The 20137-nt window shown below is 65.1% G+C and carries 23 protein-coding genes and 1 tRNA gene; 14 read left to right on the top strand and 10 right to left on the bottom strand.

All coding sequences use genetic code 11. The features are described 5' to 3' along the window. Positions 1–59 precede the first annotated feature (59 nt). Together OEG79_RS06305 and OEG79_RS06300 are read left to right on the top strand one after the other, a co-directional pair. Positions 60–341: a peptidylprolyl isomerase gene (locus tag OEG79_RS06305; protein WP_264147942.1), complete on the top strand. Its 282-nt coding sequence runs from the start codon at positions 60–62 to the stop codon at positions 339–341. Between the two features lie 80 nt (positions 342–421). Beyond that, positions 422–1951 (top strand): diguanylate cyclase domain-containing protein, encoded by a 1530-nt coding sequence (locus OEG79_RS06300; protein ID WP_264147941.1) that lies wholly within the window; start codon positions 422–424, stop codon positions 1949–1951. Between the two features lie 69 nt (positions 1952–2020). On the opposite strand, the gene OEG79_RS06295 is transcribed toward OEG79_RS06300, so the two are convergent. After that, positions 2021–2914, bottom strand: a complete 894-nt coding sequence (locus OEG79_RS06295; RefSeq protein WP_264147940.1) for an EamA family transporter — start codon at positions 2912–2914, stop codon at positions 2021–2023. 141 nt (positions 2915–3055) lie between these two features. On the opposite strand from OEG79_RS06295, the gene OEG79_RS06290 reads away from it, so the two are divergent. The 4 genes from OEG79_RS06290 (at position 3056) to OEG79_RS06275 (ending at position 5491) form a co-directional block, all read left to right on the top strand. Further along, a complete protein-coding gene (locus OEG79_RS06290; protein WP_264147939.1) occupies positions 3056–3790 on the top strand; it encodes a sulfite exporter TauE/SafE family protein in 735 nt (244 codons plus the stop codon). A 127-nt stretch (positions 3791–3917) separates the two neighbouring features. Then, on the top strand, positions 3918–4619 hold the full coding sequence (locus tag OEG79_RS06285) for a YebC/PmpR family DNA-binding transcriptional regulator (protein ID WP_264147938.1): 702 nt from the start codon (positions 3918–3920) through the stop codon (positions 4617–4619). A gap of 40 nt (positions 4620–4659) precedes the next feature. Further along, positions 4660–5064, top strand: a complete 405-nt coding sequence (locus tag OEG79_RS06280) for an NUDIX hydrolase (protein ID WP_264147937.1) — start codon at positions 4660–4662, stop codon at positions 5062–5064. Positions 5065–5161: 97 nt separating this feature from the next. Then, entirely contained in the window at positions 5162–5491 is a 330-nt protein-coding gene (locus OEG79_RS06275; RefSeq protein WP_264147936.1) for a DUF2025 family protein, read from the top strand. Between the two features lie 7 nt (positions 5492–5498). Here the strand turns inward: OEG79_RS06275 and OEG79_RS06270 are convergent, their stop codons facing one another. The 3 genes from OEG79_RS06270 to OEG79_RS06260 are packed head-to-tail and all read right to left on the bottom strand — an operon-like array spanning position 5499 to position 8720. Continuing rightward, positions 5499–6383, bottom strand: coding sequence for an FHA domain-containing protein (locus tag OEG79_RS06270; RefSeq protein WP_264147935.1), 885 nt, complete (start codon positions 6381–6383; stop codon positions 5499–5501). 16 nt (positions 6384–6399) lie between these two features. Beyond that, positions 6400–7878, bottom strand: a complete 1479-nt coding sequence (locus OEG79_RS06265) for a serine/threonine-protein kinase (RefSeq protein WP_264147934.1) — start codon at positions 7876–7878, stop codon at positions 6400–6402. A gap of 20 nt (positions 7879–7898) precedes the next feature. After that, positions 7899–8720: a PP2C family protein-serine/threonine phosphatase gene (locus OEG79_RS06260; RefSeq protein ID WP_413247527.1), complete on the bottom strand. Its 822-nt coding sequence runs from the start codon at positions 8718–8720 to the stop codon at positions 7899–7901. Positions 8721–8830: 110 nt separating this feature from the next. On the opposite strand from OEG79_RS06260, the gene OEG79_RS06255 reads away from it, so the two are divergent. Together OEG79_RS06255 and OEG79_RS06250 are read left to right on the top strand one after the other, a co-directional pair. Next, positions 8831–9241: a GNAT family N-acetyltransferase gene (locus OEG79_RS06255; RefSeq protein WP_264147932.1), complete on the top strand. Its 411-nt coding sequence runs from the start codon at positions 8831–8833 to the stop codon at positions 9239–9241. 108 nt (positions 9242–9349) lie between these two features. Continuing rightward, positions 9350–10396 carry a GGDEF domain-containing protein gene (locus tag OEG79_RS06250; RefSeq protein ID WP_264147931.1) on the top strand — a complete coding sequence of 349 codons (1047 nt, stop codon included), beginning with the start codon at positions 9350–9352 and terminating at the stop codon, positions 10394–10396. 4 nt (positions 10397–10400) lie between these two features. Here OEG79_RS06250 and OEG79_RS06245 read toward each other — a convergent pair whose 3' ends face one another. From OEG79_RS06245 to OEG79_RS06235, 3 genes are all read right to left on the bottom strand, one after another. Next, positions 10401–10727 (bottom strand): hypothetical protein, encoded by a 327-nt coding sequence (locus tag OEG79_RS06245; protein WP_264147930.1) that lies wholly within the window; start codon positions 10725–10727, stop codon positions 10401–10403. Positions 10728–10867: 140 nt separating this feature from the next. Continuing rightward, positions 10868–10943 (bottom strand) — tRNA-Thr (locus tag OEG79_RS06240). A gap of 54 nt (positions 10944–10997) precedes the next feature. Next, complete coding sequence (locus tag OEG79_RS06235) at positions 10998–11840, bottom strand: S1 RNA-binding domain-containing protein (protein ID WP_264147929.1); 843 nt, start codon at positions 11838–11840, stop codon at positions 10998–11000. A gap of 240 nt (positions 11841–12080) precedes the next feature. Here OEG79_RS06235 and OEG79_RS06230 point away from each other — a divergent pair, with 240 nt between their 5' ends. Continuing rightward, positions 12081–12272 carry a hypothetical protein gene (locus OEG79_RS06230; RefSeq protein WP_264147928.1) on the top strand — a complete coding sequence of 64 codons (192 nt, stop codon included), beginning with the start codon at positions 12081–12083 and terminating at the stop codon, positions 12270–12272. A gap of 48 nt (positions 12273–12320) precedes the next feature. Here OEG79_RS06230 and OEG79_RS06225 read toward each other — a convergent pair whose 3' ends face one another. Beyond that, positions 12321–13466 carry a PQQ-dependent sugar dehydrogenase gene (locus OEG79_RS06225; RefSeq protein ID WP_264147927.1) on the bottom strand — a complete coding sequence of 382 codons (1146 nt, stop codon included), beginning with the start codon at positions 13464–13466 and terminating at the stop codon, positions 12321–12323. A gap of 544 nt (positions 13467–14010) precedes the next feature. Between OEG79_RS06225 and OEG79_RS06220 the strand changes: the two genes are divergently transcribed. Continuing rightward, on the top strand, positions 14011–14988 hold the full coding sequence (locus OEG79_RS06220) for a zinc-dependent alcohol dehydrogenase family protein (RefSeq protein WP_264147926.1): 978 nt from the start codon (positions 14011–14013) through the stop codon (positions 14986–14988). Positions 14989–15098: 110 nt separating this feature from the next. Here OEG79_RS06220 and OEG79_RS06215 read toward each other — a convergent pair whose 3' ends face one another. Next, positions 15099–15884 carry a hydroxypyruvate isomerase family protein gene (locus OEG79_RS06215; RefSeq protein WP_264147925.1) on the bottom strand — a complete coding sequence of 262 codons (786 nt, stop codon included), beginning with the start codon at positions 15882–15884 and terminating at the stop codon, positions 15099–15101. After that, positions 15881–16771 (bottom strand): NAD(P)-dependent oxidoreductase, encoded by an 891-nt coding sequence (locus OEG79_RS06210; RefSeq protein WP_264147924.1) that lies wholly within the window; start codon positions 16769–16771, stop codon positions 15881–15883. The genes OEG79_RS06215 and OEG79_RS06210 overlap by 4 nt, the downstream gene beginning before the upstream one ends. Positions 16772–16900: 129 nt before the next feature. Here OEG79_RS06210 and OEG79_RS06205 point away from each other — a divergent pair, with 129 nt between their 5' ends. From OEG79_RS06205 to phnE, 4 genes are read left to right on the top strand one after another with little or no spacing between them, the layout of a single operon-like run. Next, positions 16901–17752, top strand: a complete 852-nt coding sequence (locus OEG79_RS06205; RefSeq protein ID WP_264147923.1) for a putative selenate ABC transporter substrate-binding protein — start codon at positions 16901–16903, stop codon at positions 17750–17752. Beyond that, positions 17749–18549, top strand: coding sequence for a phosphonate ABC transporter ATP-binding protein (locus OEG79_RS06200; protein ID WP_264147922.1), 801 nt, complete (start codon positions 17749–17751; stop codon positions 18547–18549). The genes OEG79_RS06205 and OEG79_RS06200 overlap by 4 nt, the downstream gene beginning before the upstream one ends. Beyond that, the gene (locus tag OEG79_RS06195) at positions 18543–19370 is read left to right on the top strand and encodes a PhnE/PtxC family ABC transporter permease (RefSeq protein ID WP_264147921.1); all 828 of its coding nucleotides are present in this window, start codon (positions 18543–18545) and stop codon (positions 19368–19370) included. Before OEG79_RS06200 ends, OEG79_RS06195 begins: the two co-directional genes overlap by 7 nt. Then, the gene (gene phnE / locus OEG79_RS06190; RefSeq protein WP_264147920.1) at positions 19367–20131 is read left to right on the top strand and encodes a phosphonate ABC transporter, permease protein PhnE; all 765 of its coding nucleotides are present in this window, start codon (positions 19367–19369) and stop codon (positions 20129–20131) included. The genes OEG79_RS06195 and phnE overlap by 4 nt, the downstream gene beginning before the upstream one ends. Positions 20132–20137 lie beyond the last annotated feature (6 nt).

Here is a 20137-nt window from a genome sequence, read left to right as displayed (position 1 = left end):
GTTTGCTTGTCCGGGTGATTGCGCTAGGCTCTGCACCTCTAACGTTAGGAGGTATTCCCATGGCTCGCGCCACTGCCCGCCACATCCTGGTTGCCAGCGAAGACAAGTGCAACGAACTGAAAGCCGCCATCGAAGGTGGTGCCGATTTCGCCCAACTGGCCAGGGACAACTCCAGCTGCCCGTCCGGCCGTAACGGCGGCGACCTGGGTTCTTTCGGTCCGGGCCAGATGGTCAAGGAGTTCGACACCGTGGTCTTCAGCGCGCCGGTCGGTGTCGTGCAAGGCCCGGTCAAGACCCAGTTCGGCTATCACCTGCTGGAAGTCACCAGCCGCCAGGACTGACCCTCGACAAGAGCAGAGCCAGCTGTGCTGGCTCTTTCACCCCAAGCCTTTATCAGTCCTCGTCGTAGGGCTCTGGGTCTATGAAACACGGCACTCGGCTCGCGTCCATCCTGCTGCTGTTCATCTGCCTGTCGCTGGCGTTACTGACCACCTGGCAGATCTGGTTCTCCCGTGAGCGCGCGCTGAACGACCTGAACGTGGCCAACCTCAACCTGGCCCATGCCCTGGACAAATACAGCGAAGGCGTCATCCGCCAATCCGAACTGGTACTGGTGGATCTGGCCGAACGCCTGGAGCAGGAAGGCAAGGATCGCGCACACCTCGAACGCCTGCAGAAGCTGGTGCAGCAACAAAGCCAGGTCCTCAAACTGGCCAGCACCATCATCATCTATAACGCACAGGGCGACCGCCTGCTGGTATCACGCGGCGATATCAACGCACGCCCCAACGCAGCCGACCGCCTGTTCTTCATCCATCACCGCGACAATCCCTCGCCCGAAATCTTCATCGGTCCGACCATCAGGAGCCGACTGAACGGCGACTGGATATTCACCGTCAGCCGGCGCCTGAACGATGCTGACGGCAGTTTCTCCGGCGTCGTCGCCATCACCCTGAGCGTGGAGCAGTTCCTCCAGCTCTTTGGCAGCCTGGACCTGGGCAGGCAAGGGGTGATGAGCCTGTCCACCAGCGACGGCATTCTGCTGTTTCGCCAGCCGTTCCGTGAGCAGGACGTGGGACTGGACTGGTCGAGCTCGCCGATCTTTCAAATGTTGCGCGAGCGCGACCATGCCCTGACCACGCAGATTTCGCGTCTCGATGGCGTCGAACGGCTGTACGCCTTCCGCCGCAACAGCAACATGCCGCTGATCACCATGGTCGCCCTCGGGCGCGATGAGGCGCTGACAGCCTGGCGTCGCGATGCCAGGCTGTTCGCCACGGTGGTGATGATCCTGTTGCTCGCTGTCGGCTTCATCGGGCAGCGCCTGCTGGTCGATGTGCGCCGCCGCTCGCGGGTCGAACGTCAGTTGCTCATTGCCCGGGAGGAACTGCTCGACGCCAATGCGCGACTGGAAATACTGGCCTCGCAGGACGCCCTGACCGGTCTGGCCAACCGCCGCAGTTTCGACCAGGCGCTGGAAGTGGAGATTCGCCGGGCGCATCGCCGGGGCTCGCATCTGGCGCTGATGCTGCTCGATATCGACCTGTTCAAGCGCTACAACGATCACTACGGACACCTGGCAGGCGACGAGTGCCTGCGCAACGTTGCCAACGTCCTCAAGCAATGCATGCGCCGGCCCGGCGACCTGGCTGCGCGCTACGGCGGCGAGGAGCTGGTGGTGATCCTGCCGAACACCACCTCCGAGGGCGCCGAAGCCGTCGCCCTCGGCTTCATGGAAAGCCTGGCGCAATGCAACCTGCCGCATCAGGGCAGCCCGTTCCACCGGATCACGGTGAGCGTCGGCGTAGCCAGCCTGATACCCGGTCCACAGGACAGCGCCAGTCTGGCGGTGAGCCTGATCGAGGCGGCGGATCAGGCCCTGTATCGAGCCAAGGCCAATGGCCGCAACCGCCTGGAAATCAACGAACTGCCGGGCGCGCCGGAGCAGTGACCTGTAAGCCGCTGCGGCTCGGCATCGCCTGCCGGCAAGGCAGGGCCAGCAGAAGCGCCCCGCTCCGCCTTAAACGACATCCGGCGCGCGCTGGCGCCAGCTGTCGAGCAAACGCCCGCCCCATACGTTGATCAGCAGGCCGGCCATCACCAGTGCCGCGCCGACCATCTGCAGACCGCCAAGCCGTTCCCCCAGCAGCAGCGCCGAGGAACTGATGCCCACCACCGGCACCAGCAGCGAGAACGGCGCCACCTGACTGGCCGGATAACGCGACAGCAGGCGACTCCACAGGCCATAGCCGAGAATGGTCGCGCCGAATGCGAGGTAGGCCAGCACCAGCAGCGAATCCAGGCCAAGCGTGCTCAGCGAGCGGATGATCAGCTCCGGTCCTTCCAGCCATAAGGACAACGCCAGGAACGGCAGCGGCGGGATCAGGCTGCCCCAGACCACCAGACCGACCAGATTGACCTTGCCCAGTTTGCGCGTCACCACGTTTCCCAGAGCCCACATCGACGCGGCTGCGATGGTCAGGGCAAACCCGGCCAGGGTCATCGCCTGGCCGCCCTGCAGGCCGATCAATACCAGACCGCTGGCGGCCACCAGCAGACCGAACAGATTGCTGCCGCGCAGCCGCTCACCAAGAAACATCGCCGCGAAGAACAGGGTGAAAAACGCCTGCGACTGCAGCACCAGCGATGCCAGGCCCGCCGGCATACCGACGTACATGGCATAGAACAGGCAGGCGAATTGCCCCAGCGAAATGGTCATGCCGTAGGCCAGCATCCAGCGCAGCGGCACCTGCGGCCGACGCACCAGGAGAATCGCCGGGAAGGCCGCGAGCATGAAACGCAGGGCACCCATCAGCATCGGCGGCATGCCATGCAGGCCGACCTTGATCACCACGAAATTCATTCCCCAGACGACGATCACCAGCAGCGCCAGCAGCAGATCCTTGGGTGTCATGAGTACAGGCCTCGCCTTGATTGAGCAGGCATTAGAGCAGCCTCACCCCGATGCAGACAGACACAGAGGGCACGGAAAAAAGCCACACAGCCGCGCGCGACTGCTAACCTGCGCGCTCTTCAACGCTGTTACGCCAAGCCCATGACCCTGCACGACTTCCTGCTGTTCGCCCTGCCGGCGGTGTTTCTCACCGGCCTGTCCAAGGGCGGTTTCGGTGGTGCGCTGGGAGGCATCGCCGTGCCGCTGCTGGCACTGGCCACCTCGCCGAAGCAGGCCGTGGCGGTGATGCTGCCGATTCTCTGCCTGGCCGATGTGGTCGGCCTGAAGGCCTACTGGGGCAAGTGGGATACGGCCAACCTCAAGTTCATGCTGCCGGGCGCGGTGATCGGTATCGGCATCGGCTCGCTGACTTTCGGCTTTTTCGACGAACGCGCCATCGGCCTGCTGATCGGCAGCATCGCCATCGCCTTCGTCGGCCTGGGTCTGCTGGCGGGCAACCAGGCGCCGCGGCCACTGCACAAGGGCCGTGGCACCCTGCTGTCGAGCCTGGCCGGCTTCACCAGCTTCGTCGCCCACGCCGGCGGCCCGCCGGTGATGATGCACCTGCTGCCGCAGCAACTGGACAAGGTGCGCTTCGTCGCCACCATCAACCTGTTCTTCCTGCTGACCAACGCGGCCAAGCTGTTCCCCTACGCGGCGCTCGGCCAGTTCACCCGGGAGAACCTGCTGCTCAGCCTGATGCTCGCCCCCATCGTGCCGCTCGGGGTATGGAGCGGGCTGTGGTTGCAGTCACGCGTCAACCACCTGTGGTTCTACCGCATCGCCAGGCTGGGTATTCTGCTGGCCGGGCTGCAGCTGATCTGGCGCTATATCTAGGGTCGGGCAAAGCGGGCAAGCACCGGTCGCCGGCGTTTTGGCAGCCTGCTAGAATCCGCCCCCTATCCAACCGTCATGCGCCCCGCGCGCCTCGACGCCGTTTCACCTATCGGCCAGGAGACCCCAGATGGGCGCCCAGTGGAAAGCCAAACCCAAAGAAGCCGCAGCCAATGCACGAGGTAAGATCTTCGGCAAGCTGGTGAAGGAAATCATGATCGCCGCGCGTAACGGCGCCGACCCGGACATGAACCCCAAGCTGCGCCTGGCCGTGCATCAGGCCAAGAAGGCCTCCATGCCCAAGGACACCCTGGAGCGCGCCATCAAGAAAGGCGCGGGGCTATCGGGTGAGGTGATCAACTACGAACGCACCCAGTACGAAGGTTTCGCCCCGCACCAGGTGCCGGTGATCGTCGAGTGCCTGACCGATAACGTCAACCGTACCGTCGCGGAAATCCGCGTGCTGTTCCGCAAGGGCCAGCTCGGTGCCTCCGGCTCGGTAAGCTGGGACTTCGACCACGTCGGCCTGATCGAAGCCAGCACTGAAAACGGCTCGGACCCGGAACTGGCCGCCATCGAAGCCGGTGCCCAGGACTTCGTCCCCGATGACGAGGGTGCGACCCTGTTCATCACCGACCCGACCGACCTCGATGCCGTGTGCAAGGCGCTGCCGGAGCAGGGCTTCACCGTCAACTCGGCCAAACTCGGCTACCGCCCGAAGAACCCGGTAACCAGCCTGACGCCGGAGCAGATGGAAGAAGTCGAAGCCTTCCTCGAAGCCATCGACGGTCACGACGATGTGCAGAACGTCTATGTCGGCCTCGCCGGCTGAGGTCGCCGGGCACCCTGAAAGGGCGCCCGCTGCTTATTCCATGAAAACCACCACTCTGTACATTTCTGCCGCCTGTCTGTTCGACGAGCGTGGCCGACTGCTACTGGTACGCAAGCGCAACACCCGTTTCTTCATGCTGCCTGGCGGCAAGCACGAGCCGGGCGAAGACGCTCTGACTGCGCTCAGGCGCGAACTGCTGGAAGAGCTTGAGCTGCAACTAGACGCCGCTGCGCTGCAACCGCTCGGCCAGTTCAACGCCCCCGCTGCCAACGAAGCCGATACCTGGGTGCAGGCCGATATCTATCGCGCCGTACTGCCCCATGAGGTTCAAGCCGCCGCCGAGCTGGAAGAGCTGCGCTGGCTCGATACCACTCTGCCCCTGCCCGATGACCTGGCCCCACTGCTTCGCCAGCAGGTGCTGCCCGCCCTGCAACGGCTTTCTTGATCCATGGCAACGTAAAGTGATCGGCTCAGGCGTTAGGCTGCGCCGATAAACAGAACCATTCGCCTTGCATGCAAACCCATAGGAAGCGAGGTTTGCCATGAGTATCACGTCCAACCAGATCTGCGAGGCCGCCGACCAGTTGCAGGGTTTCGTCGGCTTCAACGCCAAGACCGGCCAGTACCTGTTGCGCTTTTCCGAGGACAGCTTCGGCCTCGACGTGCCGGCCGAAACCATCACGCCCACCTGCGAATACGTCTGGAGCCAGGATCAGGACGCACTGATGCGCCTGGACCGGCAGCGCCTCGGCTGGCTGCAGGAACAGAACATCGATGAGCGGGTGAATATCACCGAACCGCTGCGGGTGTATCTGCGCCGCAGAGACCTGCCGGAGATTCGCGCGCAAAGGCGGCGCCTGACCCCGGCCTGACGGGCCCTCAGCGCAGCGTGTACATCAGCGCAGCGCCCAGGCAGAAGCCCAGCGCCAGCAGCGACAGACCGCCCAGCCAGAGCCTGCCGGCGGCCTGCCCGGTCTGCGTTTGAGCCGGTGCGCCGCGGGCAGCGGCAGCCGCACGCAGCGGGTTGGCGGCCGCGGCACCGTTGCTGCGCGGGGCCGGCGTGCGCGGAGCGGCCGCCGGCTTGCGCGCGGCTGACGGCAAAGGCAGATCGGCGACCCGCACGAACTGGGTGGCATCCTCGTCAGGGGCATCGCTCACGCTGACCTTGGGACCAATGACCAGTAGCGTCACCGAGCCCATCTTCAACTGGTCACCTGGCTGCAAGACCGCATTCCTGACTTTCTGCTGGTTGACCGTCAGGCCGTTGGCCGAGGCAAGATCCTTGACCTCGAGCACGTCGTCCTTGAGGAAGAACTCGCAATGCCGGCGTGAAAGTTCCGCGTCGCTGAAACACAGTTCACACTTACTTGAGCGGCCGAAGGTCATCGAACCGTGGATATGGAACTTGCGCCCCTGGTGCTCGCCCTGGATCACCTGCAGGAACCAGCGCGGTGCCTGCGGTTGCGGGCGTGCCGGCGCCCGGCTCGGATCGACCAGCAGCAGCTCGGCGGAGCCGATGCGCAGGCGGTCTCCCGCACGCAGCTGAAACAGCGAGCCGATGCGCTGGTCATTGACCAGCGTGCCACCCTGGCTGACATCGCTCAGGTAGTAATAGCCGTGATCCTGACGGATCTCGGCATGGAAGCTGACCACTTCCGGGTCGTTGAGCACCAGTTGATTACGACTGTCCTGACCGATGGTCAGGCGCTCCTCGGTCAGCCAGACCGGCGCCTGACGGTTATCCAGGAACTGCAATCGGAGCATTCGTGTTCCCCTCGGGTCAGTCGAAAAGGTTGTTCAGCAGACGTTTTATCGGATTCTGCCGCGCCGGCTGCGTGGCCGTGCGGGGCCGCTTCGTGGCGTCGGCGACGCGCTGCTCGTGGCCATCGTAAAGCGCCAGTAGCTGCTCGTTGTGCGGTTCGGCCTCCAGGCCCAGCTTGATGTTTTCCAGCGCCAGGTTGAACTCGCGACGGGCATAGGCCGCTTCGGTCTGTTCGATGAAACGCCGGGCGACCCGGTTTATACCGGCCAGTGCCAGCAGGTTGTCCGGCTCCTGAGCCAGCACCTGGCGGAAGTAGTGCGCCGCGCTGTCATTCTCCGGCAGCACCAGCAGCCCCTGCTCCAGGCGCTGCTCGGCAAGATCCAGCAACTGCTGGATGCGCAGCTGCTGGGCTCGCTCCAGGCCATCAAGCGCCTGCTGGTTGTCGGGATCGAGCGCCAGCAACTGCTGAAAGTAGTAGTCGGCGCTGTCCTGCCCGGCGGCGAGTACCTGCCCCCCGGCCAGCCGCGCCTCGGCAGTGGCCAGCAAGCTGCCGATCTTCTGCTGCTGGTATCCGTAATAGCCGCCCACACCGGCAAGGCCGAGCAGCAGCACGCCAAGCGCGCCCCAGACCGGCCAGCGCCGGTTGCGTGCCGGTGAAGGGAGCGAGACCGCTGCGCTCAGGCGGGTCCGGTCCTGTTCGCTGTCCTGCAGCTCGTCGAGGCTGGCCAGAAGGACATGGCAATCGGCGAAGCGATCCTCCGGGTCCTTGGCCAGCATGCGATCGAGCAGCCACTGCAGCCCGGCCAGGTGCTCGGGCAGGAGCGGCGGTTCCAGCTGCAGGTGATTCATCAGGGTCTGGGTGTAGTTGGCGCCGCGAAACGGGTTGCTGCCGGTCAGCATCTCCTGCAGCAGTACGCCCAAGCTGTAGATGTCGCTGCGCGCATCCAGCGCTTGGCATTGCGCCTGCTCCGGGCTGATATAGGCAGGGCTGCCCACGGCGATGCCGGACTGGGTCAGCTCGTTGTCGAATTGCAACTCCTTGGCCACGCCGAAATCGGTGAGCACGGCAGTGCCATCGCCGCGAAAGAGGATGTTGCCGGGCTTGATGTCGCGGTGCAGCAGGCCCTTGCCGTGCACCATCGCCAACGCGCTGGCGATCTGCCGGATGATGCGCAGGGCGTGGGCAGGTTCCAGCACCGTGCCCCGGTACTGGCCAAGGTCGCCGCCTGGCAGATACTCCATGGCGAAGAAGTGCCGCCCATCGCTCAACTGGCCGATACGGTAGATGGTGACGATGGAGGGATGCTGCAGCGAGGCAACGATATGACCCTCCTTGATGAAGCGCTGGCTGAAATCGTCATCGCCCTGGGAAAGTACTTTCAGCGCCACCTTGCGCTGCAGCGCCTGTTCGGTGACCAGATAGACCTCGGCCATGCCGCCCTTGCCCAGGCGGCCATGGATGTCATATCCCGGTATGGTGATAGAAGGCTGGCTCATGCGGCTCGAATGAAGGTCGGTTAGCGGAGATTGAACAGTTTGCGCAACAGGCCTGGCGCTGGCGCCACACCGTCGCCGTCATCGGCAGGCGGCCCGAAGGCGAGGACGATGCAGGTGATATTGTCCCTGCCGCCATGGCCATTTGCCAGATCTATCAGCTCTTCCACCATGGATTCCAGGCTAGCGGCCTCGGCGCAGCAACGCTGGATCTCGTCGTCGTCCAGCTCTGCGGTAAGACCGTCGCTGCACAACAGCAGCAGCTCGTCGGGGTCCAGACACACGCGCTGCACATCCGCTTCAGGCGGCTCGCCCTGGCCCAGGCACTGCAGGATCAGATTGCGCCGCGGGTGTTCACGGGCCTCGGCGCGGCTCATCTGCCCGCTATCCACCATGGCCTGAACCCAGCTGTGATCGTGGCTGAGCTGCTCGACATGATCGATACCGACGCGGTAGGCACGGCTGTCGCCGACCCAGGTCAGTTCGAATGCTGTGCCGTCCAGCTTCACCGCCACCAGCGTACTGCCCATCCCTGCGCGCTCATGATCGCCCGCCGCGGCGGCAAGGACGGCCGCATGCGCCATCTGCACCGCTGTGCGCAGATCCCGGCCCTGCTCCACCGCGCTGACCAGGCCGTCGAGCGCGGCAGCGCTGGCCACTTCACCACGGGCATGCCCGCCCATGCCGTCGGCCAGTGCCCACAGGCCCAGCTCGGGGCGACAGATCAGGGCGTCCTCGTTGTGCGTGCGCACCCGTCCGGTCACGCTATGGGCGGCGTATATCACCGGCGACTGGGAAGACTTCGACACTCGGCAAATCCTTGAGCGGTGTGCGGAATGCGCCATGATGCGGCGACCGACCTGCGGCTGTCACGGGGCGGCAGGCGGCAAATGCGCAGCCGTTAACCAAAAAGCGGTGGTTTAATAGCCCACCCCACCCGTTGCGCAACATCGCCATGCTCACCCCTGCCCACCGCTGCCTGCCGTCCGAACTCAGGCCACTGGCCAACAAGTTTTACCGCAGCCATCGTTCGCCCATGCGCGCCCGGGCCGGCGATGAGGTGTGGGTTGCGCAGCATGCCGGCGATATCATCGCAGCGCTGTGCCTGACTCCTGTCGCACAAGGACAATGGCTGACCTCGCTGTTCGTCGCCCCCGAGCAACGCGGTGCCGGCGTGGCTTGCGCATTGCTGAAAAGCTGCCTGGCTGCGCATCCGGAAAAGGTCTGGCTGTTCTGCCATCCCGACCTGCAAGGTTTCTATCAGCGGCAGGGTTTCGGCGCCAGCGATGCCCTGCCCGCCGAGCTGGCTGAGCGGCTGTTGCGATATCAGCGCAGCAAGTCCCTGGTTGCCTTGAGCATCCACTGACCTCCTGTCGGGCCGGACAGAAATACTGGCACTTTGCCCCGCAATGCCCCTTGCCATTCGCGGTCCAAGCTCTGCATGCTTGTTTCATAACAACTAAAAAGTAACGCCATGGCTACCCAGACTGCTCGTTTGCTGACGCGCCTGCGCAACGATTTCCAGCTGTCGATCATCACTTTGATGGGATTGTTCGGCATCATCGGCATCTCGCCCTATGCCGTCTACCGCCTGCTGACCGGCAACTATCTGGTCGGCGTCGCCGACACCATCATCGTCCTGTCCACGGTATTTGCCGTGCTCTATGCCTGGATCGCCCGCGACACGGTGAAACCCGGCATCTACCTGGCCACGGTGTTCTCGGTCAACGCCACGCTGGTCGTCATCAATCTTGGGGTCAACGGCCTGTTCTGGATCTACCCGCTGATCCTCTTCAACTTCTTCATGGTTTCCCCCGGCAAGGCCCTGCTGGCAACCGCCCTGGTACTCGTCAGCCTGGCCGGCCACGCTCTGCTGATACCCGGCAGCGTGTTCGAGAGCCACTACCAGATGGTGTCGTTCCTGGTCACCGGCCTGATGGCCAGCGTGCTCAGCTTCATCTTCGCCTTTCGCACGCGTAATCAGCGCGACCAGCTGCAACTGCTGGCGATCCACGACCCACTCACCGGCGCGCGCAACCGCCGGGCAATGAATGAAGAACTGAAGACTGCCATGGCCAGTCATCGCCGCCACAGTGACAGCTATGGGCTACTGGTGATGGACCTGGACCACTTCAAGCAGATCAACGACCGTTTCGGCCATCACGTCGGCGATCAGGTACTGGTCGCTTTCGTCGAGCTGATCAAGCGCTACTGCCGCAAGGATGATCGCCTGTTCCGTTTTGGCGGTGAGGAGTTTCTGCTGTTGCTGCCCAGCACCGACGCCGAGGGCCTGCGCGCCGCTGCGCAGAACCTGCTGAACAAGGTCGCCACTGAGCTGAAAAGCCCGGGCGGGGCGGTGACCGTTTCCATCGGCGGAGCAGTACTGCATGGCGGCGAACATTGGGAAAGCTGGCTGCAGCGCGCCGACGAATGCATGTACAAAGCCAAGAGCGAGGGGCGCAACCGGGCAGTGATTGCCGACGCGCCAAGCCCCTCAGACGCGCCAGCCGCTCGCCACTGAACAATCAGCGGCTGCGTTGCTGCTGGTAACTGCCGCCGCCCGGCTGGCGTTCGATGATCAGCCCTCCGGGATACTCGGTGCTCTGGCGAATGCCGCCACGGGTCTCGATGGACTGGCTGCCGTAATGGCTTTCCTGACGCACGGTGCCCTGTGGCAGACGTTGCCCGCCATACAGATTGTGCTGCTGGTAGCTCGACGAGCCCGAGACGCTGCCACTGGCACCGGGGCTGACGTAGCTCTTGGGAATAACGCGAATGGTCTGCGGCTGATCGGCGTACGCAGCGCCGGCCAGTAGCGCAACCAGGATCAATACGAGCGAACGAATGAACATGAACTACTCCCATCTGGGCAGGGCCAGGCGTCGCGCACCGGTAACCCGAAACCATCATCACACCGGCTTTGACAACAGCGCGAGGGATTTTCAGCCCTGAAACGACAAAGGGTCAGCCGAAGCTGACCCTTTGCGGAGAATGGTGCCGGAGACAGGAATCGAACCTGCGACCTTCGCGTTACGAGTGCGCTGCTCTACCGACTGAGCTACACCGGCGGAAAACGCCGGCATTATGCGAGTTGCCGCGTCGCCGCTCAAGTCACTGTTGTCTCAGTTGTCGAGCAGTTCGATACGGTCGTCGTGAATGCGGATCAGGCCCTGCTTGTAGAGCCCGCCGATAGCCTTCTTGAAGTTGCCCTTGCTCACCCGAAACTGTTCGGCGATCAGCTCGGGCGGACTCTTGTCACCCAGCGCCAGTACTCCGCCCTGCGCGCGCAGGCGCTCGATGATCTGCTCGGCCAGACCACTGGCGGCCTCATGGCCAATAGGCTGCAGGCTCAGGCTGATCTTGCCGTCGGCGCGCAGTTCCTTGATATAGCCTTTTTCGCGCATGCCGCTGCGGATGAACTTGAACAGCTCGTTCTTGTGGATCAGGCCCCAGTGCTTGCCGTCGATGATGGCCTTGAAACCGAGGTCGGTACGTTCGGCCACCAGCAGGTCGACTTCCTGGCCGACCTGATAGCTGGCCGGCACCTGGTCCAGATAACGATCCAGACGCGCGGTGGCGGTGAGACGGCGGGTGCGTTTGTCGAGATAGAGATAGACCACGCAGTAATCGCCGATCTGCAGCGGGCGCTTCTCTTCCGAATGCGGCAACAGCAGATCCTTGGGCAGGCCCCAGTCGAGGAACAGGCCGACGCGATTGATATCCACCACCTTGAGGCTGGAGAACTCGCCGAGCTGGATCTTCGGTTTGAGGGTGGTGGCGATAAGCTTGTCTTCGCTGTCGAGGTAGATGAACACGTTGAGCCAGTCCTCGACTTCGCTTGGCGTGTCCTTGGGGATGTAGCGCTTGGGCAGGAGGATCTCGCCGTCCGCTCCACCGTCCAGATAAAGACCGAAGTCGGTGTGCTTGACCACCTGCAAAGAATTCATCCGCCCGATAACGGCCATCGTGTTCCACCTCGTCAAAACAGCCGGCCATTCTACCCGAGATCAGGGATGTCAGGGCTTGCCGCGTGAAGAATCGACAGCCGGTCCTCTGGCCGCATAAGTGTCTGGAATACAAGCCATAAAGCGCCGGGAAGAACCGCGCGTGCGCACCGCCATGGCAGCTGACAGGGTGATTATCCAAGCAGGAACGGGCGGTTTGAGGCATAATGACCGGCCGCCAATCTGAAAGAGATCAAGGTCATGGCCACCCTTCGCGTCAAGTCATCTGCCAACCGAGTCAGCAAACCCGCCCCTGCCGTGGAAACCCGCGAGTCCATCGAGGCGCAAATCGCTGCCTTCCTGCAGAGCGGTGGCGAGATCCAGCAGATCGCCAAGGGCGTGAGCGGCCAGACTTACGGCGGCACCCGCCAGATCACCATCAGCAAGAAGTGATCGGCCCCGGGTGCGCATGGCGCACCCGGCCCCTCCAGCTCCCCCGCTCTACTCGCTCGCCAGCCCCAGGCGCAGCAACCTGCCCTGCGGCGCATCCGTCAGCACGTAGATATAGCCGTCCGGTCCCTGCCGTACATCGCGTATCCGTGCCTTCAGCGGTTGTAGCAGCCGCTCCTCATGCACTATCCGATCACCGTCGAGCTGCAGGCGAATCAGCGCCTGGCCGGCCAGCGCGCCGATGAACAGATTCTGCTGCCAGCCCGGGAAACGCTCGGCGTCATAGAAAGCCATGCCGCTGATGGCCGGTGATTTCTCCCAGACATGATGCGGCGCCTCGGTGCCCTCGACCGTTTTGCCCTTCGCCTCGGGAATCGGCAGCATCGAGTAGTTGATGCCGTGGGTGGCCAGCGGCCAGCCGTAATTCTTGCCGGCCTCGGGAATATTGATTTCATCACCACCACGCGGGCCGTGCTCGTGGGTCCACAAACGCCCGCTCCAGGGATTGAGCGCCGCGCCCTGCTGGTTGCGATGGCCATAGGACCAGATCTCGTCCCGCGCACCAGCGCGGCCGATGAAGGGATTGTCCTCGGGTATGCGCCCGTCCGGATCAATGCGCACCAGCTTGCCCTGCAGCTTGTCCAGGTCCTGCGCGGTGGGCCGGTTGTTGTTCTCACCCAGGGCGATGAACAGATAGCCGTCACGGTCGAACACCAGACGCGAGCCGAAGTGCGTGCCGCTGGACAACTTGGGCTGCTGGCGGAAGATCACCTCGAAGTTCTCCAGAGCCGAAGCATCGGCCGACAGCTTGCCGCGCCCCACCGCCGTTCCGGCAGCGCCGTCGCCTTCCTCGGCGTAGGACAGATAGACCAGGCGATCCTCGGCGAAACCCGGCGACAGCACCACATCGAGCAGACCGCCCTGGCCAACCGCAAAGACATCAGGCACCCCGCGCAATGGCGCGGACACCTCGCCCTCGGCACTGACCCGGCGCAACGCACCCGGCCGCTCGCTGACCAGATAGCCCTGGCCATCCGGCAGGAAGGCCACGGCCCAGGGATTGGCCAGGCCTTTGGCGACGGTATGGACCTGCAGCGGGCCCAGCTCCGAGGCAAGCTGGCGGTCTTCGGCAAGGCTGTACTGGGAACCGAGCAGGACGATCAGGCCCAGGGCTGCGATGGGTTTAAGGCGCTGCATGGTGCGTCTCCAGTCGTCAGGCAGACGGTCATGGTGCAACAGCCTTGCAGCCGAGGCAGCCCTGCAAAAGTTTCCTCAGGTTTCAGTCGGCCAGATAACGCTGCTCGATGTGCCGGTAGTCGCCGGACTCGCGCAACCTGCGCAATCCTTCATCGAAGCGCAGCCGTTGCTCGTCCAGACGAAAGCCGATGCGGTAGGGCGTCGGGAGGGAAGATCCCGAACCAGTCCAGAGACTGGGTCACGTCGACCTGCTCGCTCAACTCATGTTCGAAGTAGCGAACGATCCGCCTGTCGTCCACCACCACATCGGTACGGCCACTGTAGAGCAGGCGATTGCGATCGATTGCAGCGCCTCTTCTCGATAACGCGGGTTGTTCATGGTCACCATCTGAACAACGTCTACCCCGCTGTCGGACCTGCCTGAGCATAGACGGCTACTGGCCTTTCATAAGCCGAGTGGATGCCGGCCGATTCATTCCGCTTTGCCCTATCACAGCTAGACTGGCTGCACGCATTCTTGCGCCTGCCTCCAGGAGATCCGACCATGCTCAAAGCCGAATACCAGCACCGCGGCCCGGTGCCGCAGGACGTCATCAGCGCCGTGCCGCTGCAGCTGCCGGAGCCTGCCGCCGGGCAGGTGCGGATCAGGGTACTGGCTGCACCGATCAACCCATCCGACGTGCTGACCCTGACCGGCGCCTATGGCATGCTGCCGCCGCTGCCGGCTATCGGCGGCAACGAGGGTGTCGGCAAGATCGAAGCGCTCGGTGAGGGCGTCGGCAATTTCAAGGTCGGCCAGACCGTGCTGCTGCCGGTGGGTTGCGGCACCTGGGTGACGGCCCTGAACGCGCCGGCGGACAAGCTCATCCCGCTGCCGGATGCCGACCCGCTGCAACTGGCCATGCTCACCGTCAACCCGCCGACCGCTTCGCTGCTGCTCAGCGAATTCGTCGACCTCAAGCCGGGCGACTGGGTGATCCAGAACGCCGCCAACTCGGGCGTCGGCAGTTATCTGATCCAGCTGGCCAGGTTGCGCGGCTTCAAGACCATCAACGTGGTGCGCCGCGAATCGGCTGTTGCCGCTGTCGAGGCCGAAGGCGGCGACCTGGTGCTGGTGGATGGCCCAGACCTGGCCAAGCGTGTGCGTACAGCCACGGGCGGCGCCGAGGTACGCCTGGGGATCGACGCTGTCGGCGGCGTCAGCACCGATCACCTGGCTGCGGCGCTGGCCAACGGTGGCGTACTGGTGAACTACGGCATGATGAGCGGACAGCCCTGCCAGGTTTCGCCGGCCTCGTTCGTGTTCCGCGACGTGACCCTGCGCGGCTTCTGGCTGGCCAAATGGTTTCAGCAGGCCAGCCCGGCGCAGCAGATGAAGGTCTTCGGCGAACTGGTGCAACTGATCGCCAGCGGCAAACTGAAGACCTGTGTGGCTGCCACCTACGACCTGGCACATATCAAGGAAGCCGTAGCGGCTGCCGCCAGCGGCGAGCGTGACGGCAAGATCCTGCTGGTGCCTTGAGGCAGTCCGCGGGCGGCGAACATCCTGCGCCGGAAAGTTTGCAGGCGCACTGTAACCGAGGCAATCGCCGGTAGGGTGCGGCCTGCGCAGCGAGACCGATACGCAGCCGCCTAGCTACGTTGCCGCCACTGAGCCAACCAGCCCAGACTCGCCTGCGTGCCCACCTCACCTGGCTTGTATTCGGCGCCCAGCCAACCGCTGTAACCGCTGTCACGTAAGGCCCCGAGCAACGCCGGGAACACCAGCTCACCCGTGCCCGGCGCACCACGCCCCGGGACGTCGGCGAACTGCACATGGCCGATGCGCCCGGCCAGCAGACGCATGCCCGCCGCCACGTCCAGCTCCTGGCGCGCCATGTGATAGAGGTCGTACTGTGCGGCCAGATTCGGGTGATCCACCGCGCGCAGCAGCTCATCGAGATGCTCCGGCGTGTTGATCAGGAAACCCGGCATGTCGATGGGGTTGATCGCTTCCACCAGCACGCGAATACCCAGCGGCGCAAAGGCCTCGGCGCTCTTGCGCAGGTTGGCGATCAGACAATCCAGTGCCTGCTCACGACTCACACCTTCAGCCAGGCGACCGGGCAGCACGTTGATGCAGGCCGGGCGCACCATGGCGGCGTAGGTCAGCGCCTCCTGCAAAGCAGCGTCGAACTGCGCCCGGCGCTCTGGTACTGCGGCCAGGCCGGGGCCACCGCTCATCAGGTCGCCGGCCGGAGCGTTGATCAACACCAGTGGCAGAGCACTGAGCTCCAGCACTTCCTTCAAGGCGATGGCCGGCAGCTCGTAGGGAAACTGGATTTCCACACCGTCGAATCCTTCTCGCATCGCCGCCAGCACACGCTCGCGCAGCGGCAGCTCGGTGAACAGCATGGACAGGTTGGCAGCGATCTTCATGGGCGCTGCTCCCGCAGCATTTCCACCAGCGTGGCGGGGTCGCGCTCGAGAAAGCCCTTGCTGCCGTGCAGGCGCATCAGTTGCGCGGCCAGGCCGCTCATGGGCGTGGAGCCGCCCTCCTCACGCGCGAGCTTCACCGCCGTATCGAGATCCTTGAGCAGGGTGCGCACGTGCCACTTGATCGGCTCGAACCGGCTGGCGGCCATCTGCGGCGCGAGGATCTGCAGCGGCTTGGAATCGGCGAAACCGCCAGCAAGTGCAGGAGCGATCAGGCTGGTGTCGACGCCGGCACGCTCGGCCAACGCCACAACCTCGGCAATCACCAGCGCATTGCAGGCAACGATCATCTGGTTGCACACCTTGGTCACCTGCCCCGCCCCCACCTCGCCCATACGCGTCAGGCGCTGGCCCAGGTGCGCCAGCACCGGGCGAACGCGCTCCACGTCCTCCTCGCGGCCGCCGGCCATGATCGCCAGCGTGCCGGCCTCGGCGCCCGGCGTACCGCCAGACACCGGCGCATCGACCCAGCGCATGCCGGTGCGAGCTTCCAGCTCTGCCGCCATCTCGCGCGTGGCAGCCGGATCCAGACTGGAGAAGTCCACCAGCAACTGCCCGGGCCGCGCACCCTCGACGATCCCGCCCGGGCCGAACACCACCTCGCGCACCACCTCGGTATTGGCCAGGCAGAGCATCACCACGTTGGCATCGCGGCATAGCTCGGCGGGGTTCTCCACACGATGCGCGCCCTGTTCCACTAGCGGTGCGCACTTGTCCGGGGTGCGGTTCCACAGGGTCAGCGGGAAACCCGCAGCGAGCAGGCGGCGGGTCATCGGCAGGCCCATCAGGCCAATCCCGGCGAAAGCCAGGGCGGGCAGCGTTGCAGTCATCGATCAACTCCAGGCAGTTCATGTCCAGCGCGCATATTAACGCCAGTGTCAGCGCATACGTGCTGCAAGCGCGGCGCGGGGCCACTATACTCCGCGCGCCTTCCCCGCTATTGAACCGGAGAAACCGAAATGTTCAAGAACACCCTGGCGCTCGCCGCCGGTCTCGCGCTGTCCGTATCCGCCGTATTCGCCCAAGCCGCCGATGTCCTCAAGGTCTCGGCCATCCCCGACGAAGCCCCCACCGAACTGCTGCGCAAGTTCAAGCCGCTGGGCGCCTACCTGGAACAGGAACTGGGCATGAAGGTGCAGTTCGTGCCGGTGGCCGACTACGCCGCGGTGGTCGAGGCGCTCGCCGCCGACCGCATCGACATGGCCTGGCTGGGCGGCTTCACCTTTGTCCAGGCGCACCTGAAAACCGGCAATGCCGTACCGCTGGTGCAGCGTGAACAGGACGCCGAGTTCACCAGCAAATTCATCACCTCCGACCCGGCGGTGAAATCGCTGCAGGACCTCAAGGGCAAGACCTTCGCCTTCGGTTCCATCTCCTCCACCTCCGGCAGCCTGATGCCGCGCTATTTCATGCTGCAGGACGGCGTCAAGCCGGAAGAATTCTTCAGCCGCGTGGCCTACTCCGGCGCCCACGACGCCACCGTCGCCTGGGTCCAGGCCGGCAAGGCCGACGCCGGCGTGCTCAACGCCTCGGTCTGGCAGAAGCTGGTCGACAGCAACAAGGTCGATCTGGACAAGGTCAAGGTCTTCGCCACCACCCCGACCTACTTCGACTACAACTGGACCGTACGCGGTAATCTCGACCCCGAGCTGCAGGCCAAGATCAAGAACGCATTTCTTGCCCTCGACCCGGCGAAGGCCGAGCACAAGGAAATCCTCGACCTGCAGGCCGCCAGCCGCTTCATCGACACCAAGCCCGAGAACTACCAGGGCATCGAGGAGGCCGCCCGCGCTGCCGGCCTGCTGAAGTGAGTGTCACCCTGCGTGGCGTGGGCCTGGCCCACGCCAACGGCAAGGTCGCGCTCGATGGTATCGATCTGAGCCTGGCCCCCGGCGAACGGGTGGCCATCATCGGCCCCTCCGGCGCCGGCAAGACCACCCTGCTGCGCCTGCTGGCCACCAGCCTGCAACCGTCGCGGGGCAAGATCGACCTGCTGCAACAGAATCCCTGGCGCCTGCCGGCCCGCCAACGCCAGCGCCTGCGCTCACGCATCGGCCTGGTGCATCAGGCACCGCCGCTGCCGCCGCGCCAGCGCGTGGTCACGGCAGTGCTGGCCGGCAAGCTCGGCCAGTGGTCGCTGGCCAAGGGCCTGCTCAACCTGCTGCACCCGCTGGACGCCGCCGGTGCCCAGGCCGCCCTGGCCCGCCTGGACATTGCCGACAAGCTCTTCCAACGCTGCGACCAGCTCTCCGGCGGCCAACTGCAGCGCGTCGGCATCGCCCGCGTGCTGTACCAGGCGCCGGAGCTGATCCTCGCCGACGAGCCGGTCTCGGCCATGGACCCGGTACTGGCCGGGCACACCCTGGCGGTGCTCAACCGCGAAGCAGCCGAACGCGGCATGACCCTGGTTGCCAGCCTGCATGCCGTGGATCTGGCGCTGGCGCACTTCCCACGGGTGATCGGTATCCGCGACGGGCGCATCGCCTTCGACCTGCCGGCCGCCGAGGTGCGGCCCGAACAGCTGGACGCGCTGTATGCCAACGAGCAGTTGCAGGCCGCGCCGAGTTCGCCGGTGCAACCCCAGACGGTGCAGATCCCGCGATGCTGAAGACTGCTCCACGCGACCCCGCCGCACTGCCCCGCCTGCTGCTCACCCTGCTGGCGCTGGTGCTGCTGTGGCCTGGCATTCGCATCAGCGAACTGGACCTGGCGGTGCTGTTCAACGGTGACAACGCCCGCACCATGGCCAACTTCCTGCAGGGCTTCTGGCCACCGGCGCATGACGCCGAGTTCCTCGCCCTGCTTGGCCGCGCCACGCTGGAAACCCTGGCCATCGCCACCGCCGGCATGAGCCTGGCACTGCTGATCGCCTTTCCCGCCTCCCTGCTGGCCAGCCGCGCCCTGTCGCTGTCGGCCGTGCACCGTGGCGGCCGTCCGGCCTGGTGGGCGCAACTGGCGCGCTGGCCGGTACGCGGTCTGATGATCTTCCTGCGCAGCGTGCCGGAGATCGTCTGGGCGCTGCTGTTCGTGCGCGCGGTCGGCCTCGGCCCCACCGCCGGGGTGCTGGCCATCGCCATCACCTACGCCGGCATGCTCGGCAAGGTGTATGCGGAAATCTTCGAGTCGGTCGATGCCCGCCCGGCCCGCGCCCTGCTCGGCGCCGGCTCCAGCCGTCTGGCCGCCTTCGCCTACGGCGTACTGCCCAACGCAGCCGGGGAGATGCTTTCCTACACCGTCTACCGCTGGGAATGCGCGATCCGCGCCTCGGTGGTGATGGGCTTCGTCGGCGCCGGCGGGCTGGGCCAGCAGATCGACCTGTCGCTGCGCATGTTCGCCGGCGGCGAAGTCGCCAGCATGCTGCTCACCTTCCTGCTGCTGGTGCTGCTCGCGGACCTGCTCAGCCGTCTGCTACGCGTGAGGCTGACATGAGAACCGGTAACCTGATCCTGCTGGCTGCCATCCTGGTGGCAGTGATCGCCTCGTTCGTCTACCTGGGTATCGATCTCGGTGCGCTGGTCGGTGGCGACAGCCTGGCGCAGATGGGCCAGTACGCCGGCGCCTTCCTCCAGCCCGACTTCTCCGCACCGCACCTGCAGGCGATCGGCCGTGGTGCGCTGGAAACCCTGGCCATGTCGGCCATCGGCACCCTGCTCGCCGCCCTGCTCGGTCTGGCTCTGGCACTGCCGGCCGCGGGACGCTTCGGCGGCCTGGCCCTGCACGCCACGCGGCTGCTGCTCAATGCGCTGCGCGCCATCCCCGAGCTGGTATGGGCGGCGCTGATGGTGCTGGCTGCCGGCCTCGGCCCGAATGCCGGCACCCTGGCGCTGGCCCTGCACACCGCCGGCGTGCTCGGCCGGCTGTTCGCCGAGGCGCTGGAAAACACCCCGCGTGAACCGGCCGAGGCCATCCGCGAGAGCGGCGGCGGGCGCGTCGCCGCGTTCTGCTACGGCACCCTGCCGGGCGTCTGGCCGCAGCTGGTGGCCTACTCGCTGTACCGCTGGGAGAACAACATCCGCATGGCCAGCGTGCTCGGTTTCGTCGGCGCCGGCGGCCTCGGGCAGATGCTCTACATGTCCCTCAGCCTGTTCCAGGAAGCCCAGGCCGCCACTGTGATCCTGGCCATGCTGGTGCTGGTGCTGGCGGTGGACGGCTTCAGCGGCTGGGCGAGGCAGCGCTGGGTGGTCGGCTAGACCACG

Origin of the sequence: Pseudomonas sp. Z8(2022) (assembly GCF_025837155.1) — a bacterium.
Lineage (GTDB): Bacteria > Pseudomonadota > Gammaproteobacteria > Pseudomonadales > Pseudomonadaceae > Aquipseudomonas.
Note: the sequence above shows the minus strand (reverse complement) of the source record. Positions and strands in the feature narration are given on the sequence as shown.

What these genes read in the sequence shown, in the direction of transcription:
- OEG79_RS06305 (WP_264147942.1), top strand. Translation starts at nt 60, where the DNA reads ATGGCTCGCGCCACTGCCCGCCACATCCTGGTTGCCAGCGAAGACAAG.
- OEG79_RS06300 (WP_264147941.1), top strand. Translation starts at nt 422, where the DNA reads ATGAAACACGGCACTCGGCTCGCGTCCATCCTGCTGCTGTTCATCTGC.
- OEG79_RS06295 (WP_264147940.1), bottom strand. Translation starts at nt 2,914, where the DNA reads ATGACACCCAAGGATCTGCTGCTGGCGCTGCTGGTGATCGTCGTCTGG.
- OEG79_RS06290 (WP_264147939.1), top strand. Translation starts at nt 3,056, where the DNA reads ATGACCCTGCACGACTTCCTGCTGTTCGCCCTGCCGGCGGTGTTTCTC.
- OEG79_RS06285 (WP_264147938.1), top strand. Translation starts at nt 3,918, where the DNA reads ATGGGCGCCCAGTGGAAAGCCAAACCCAAAGAAGCCGCAGCCAATGCA.
- OEG79_RS06280 (WP_264147937.1), top strand. Translation starts at nt 4,660, where the DNA reads ATGAAAACCACCACTCTGTACATTTCTGCCGCCTGTCTGTTCGACGAG.
- OEG79_RS06275 (WP_264147936.1), top strand. Translation starts at nt 5,162, where the DNA reads ATGAGTATCACGTCCAACCAGATCTGCGAGGCCGCCGACCAGTTGCAG.
- OEG79_RS06270 (WP_264147935.1), bottom strand. Translation starts at nt 6,383, where the DNA reads ATGCTCCGATTGCAGTTCCTGGATAACCGTCAGGCGCCGGTCTGGCTG.
- OEG79_RS06265 (WP_264147934.1), bottom strand. Translation starts at nt 7,878, where the DNA reads ATGAGCCAGCCTTCTATCACCATACCGGGATATGACATCCATGGCCGC.
- OEG79_RS06260 (WP_413247527.1), bottom strand. Translation starts at nt 8,720, where the DNA reads ATGGCGCATTCCGCACACCGCTCAAGGATTTGCCGAGTGTCGAAGTCT.
- OEG79_RS06255 (WP_264147932.1), top strand. Translation starts at nt 8,831, where the DNA reads ATGCTCACCCCTGCCCACCGCTGCCTGCCGTCCGAACTCAGGCCACTG.
- OEG79_RS06250 (WP_264147931.1), top strand. Translation starts at nt 9,350, where the DNA reads ATGGCTACCCAGACTGCTCGTTTGCTGACGCGCCTGCGCAACGATTTC.
- OEG79_RS06245 (WP_264147930.1), bottom strand. Translation starts at nt 10,727, where the DNA reads ATGTTCATTCGTTCGCTCGTATTGATCCTGGTTGCGCTACTGGCCGGC.
- OEG79_RS06235 (WP_264147929.1), bottom strand. Translation starts at nt 11,840, where the DNA reads ATGGCCGTTATCGGGCGGATGAATTCTTTGCAGGTGGTCAAGCACACC.
- OEG79_RS06230 (WP_264147928.1), top strand. Translation starts at nt 12,081, where the DNA reads ATGGCCACCCTTCGCGTCAAGTCATCTGCCAACCGAGTCAGCAAACCC.
- OEG79_RS06225 (WP_264147927.1), bottom strand. Translation starts at nt 13,466, where the DNA reads ATGCAGCGCCTTAAACCCATCGCAGCCCTGGGCCTGATCGTCCTGCTC.
- OEG79_RS06220 (WP_264147926.1), top strand. Translation starts at nt 14,011, where the DNA reads ATGCTCAAAGCCGAATACCAGCACCGCGGCCCGGTGCCGCAGGACGTC.
- OEG79_RS06215 (WP_264147925.1), bottom strand. Translation starts at nt 15,884, where the DNA reads ATGAAGATCGCTGCCAACCTGTCCATGCTGTTCACCGAGCTGCCGCTG.
- OEG79_RS06210 (WP_264147924.1), bottom strand. Translation starts at nt 16,771, where the DNA reads ATGACTGCAACGCTGCCCGCCCTGGCTTTCGCCGGGATTGGCCTGATG.
- OEG79_RS06205 (WP_264147923.1), top strand. Translation starts at nt 16,901, where the DNA reads ATGTTCAAGAACACCCTGGCGCTCGCCGCCGGTCTCGCGCTGTCCGTA.
- OEG79_RS06195 (WP_264147921.1), top strand. Translation starts at nt 18,543, where the DNA reads ATGCTGAAGACTGCTCCACGCGACCCCGCCGCACTGCCCCGCCTGCTG.
- phnE (WP_264147920.1), top strand. Translation starts at nt 19,367, where the DNA reads ATGAGAACCGGTAACCTGATCCTGCTGGCTGCCATCCTGGTGGCAGTG.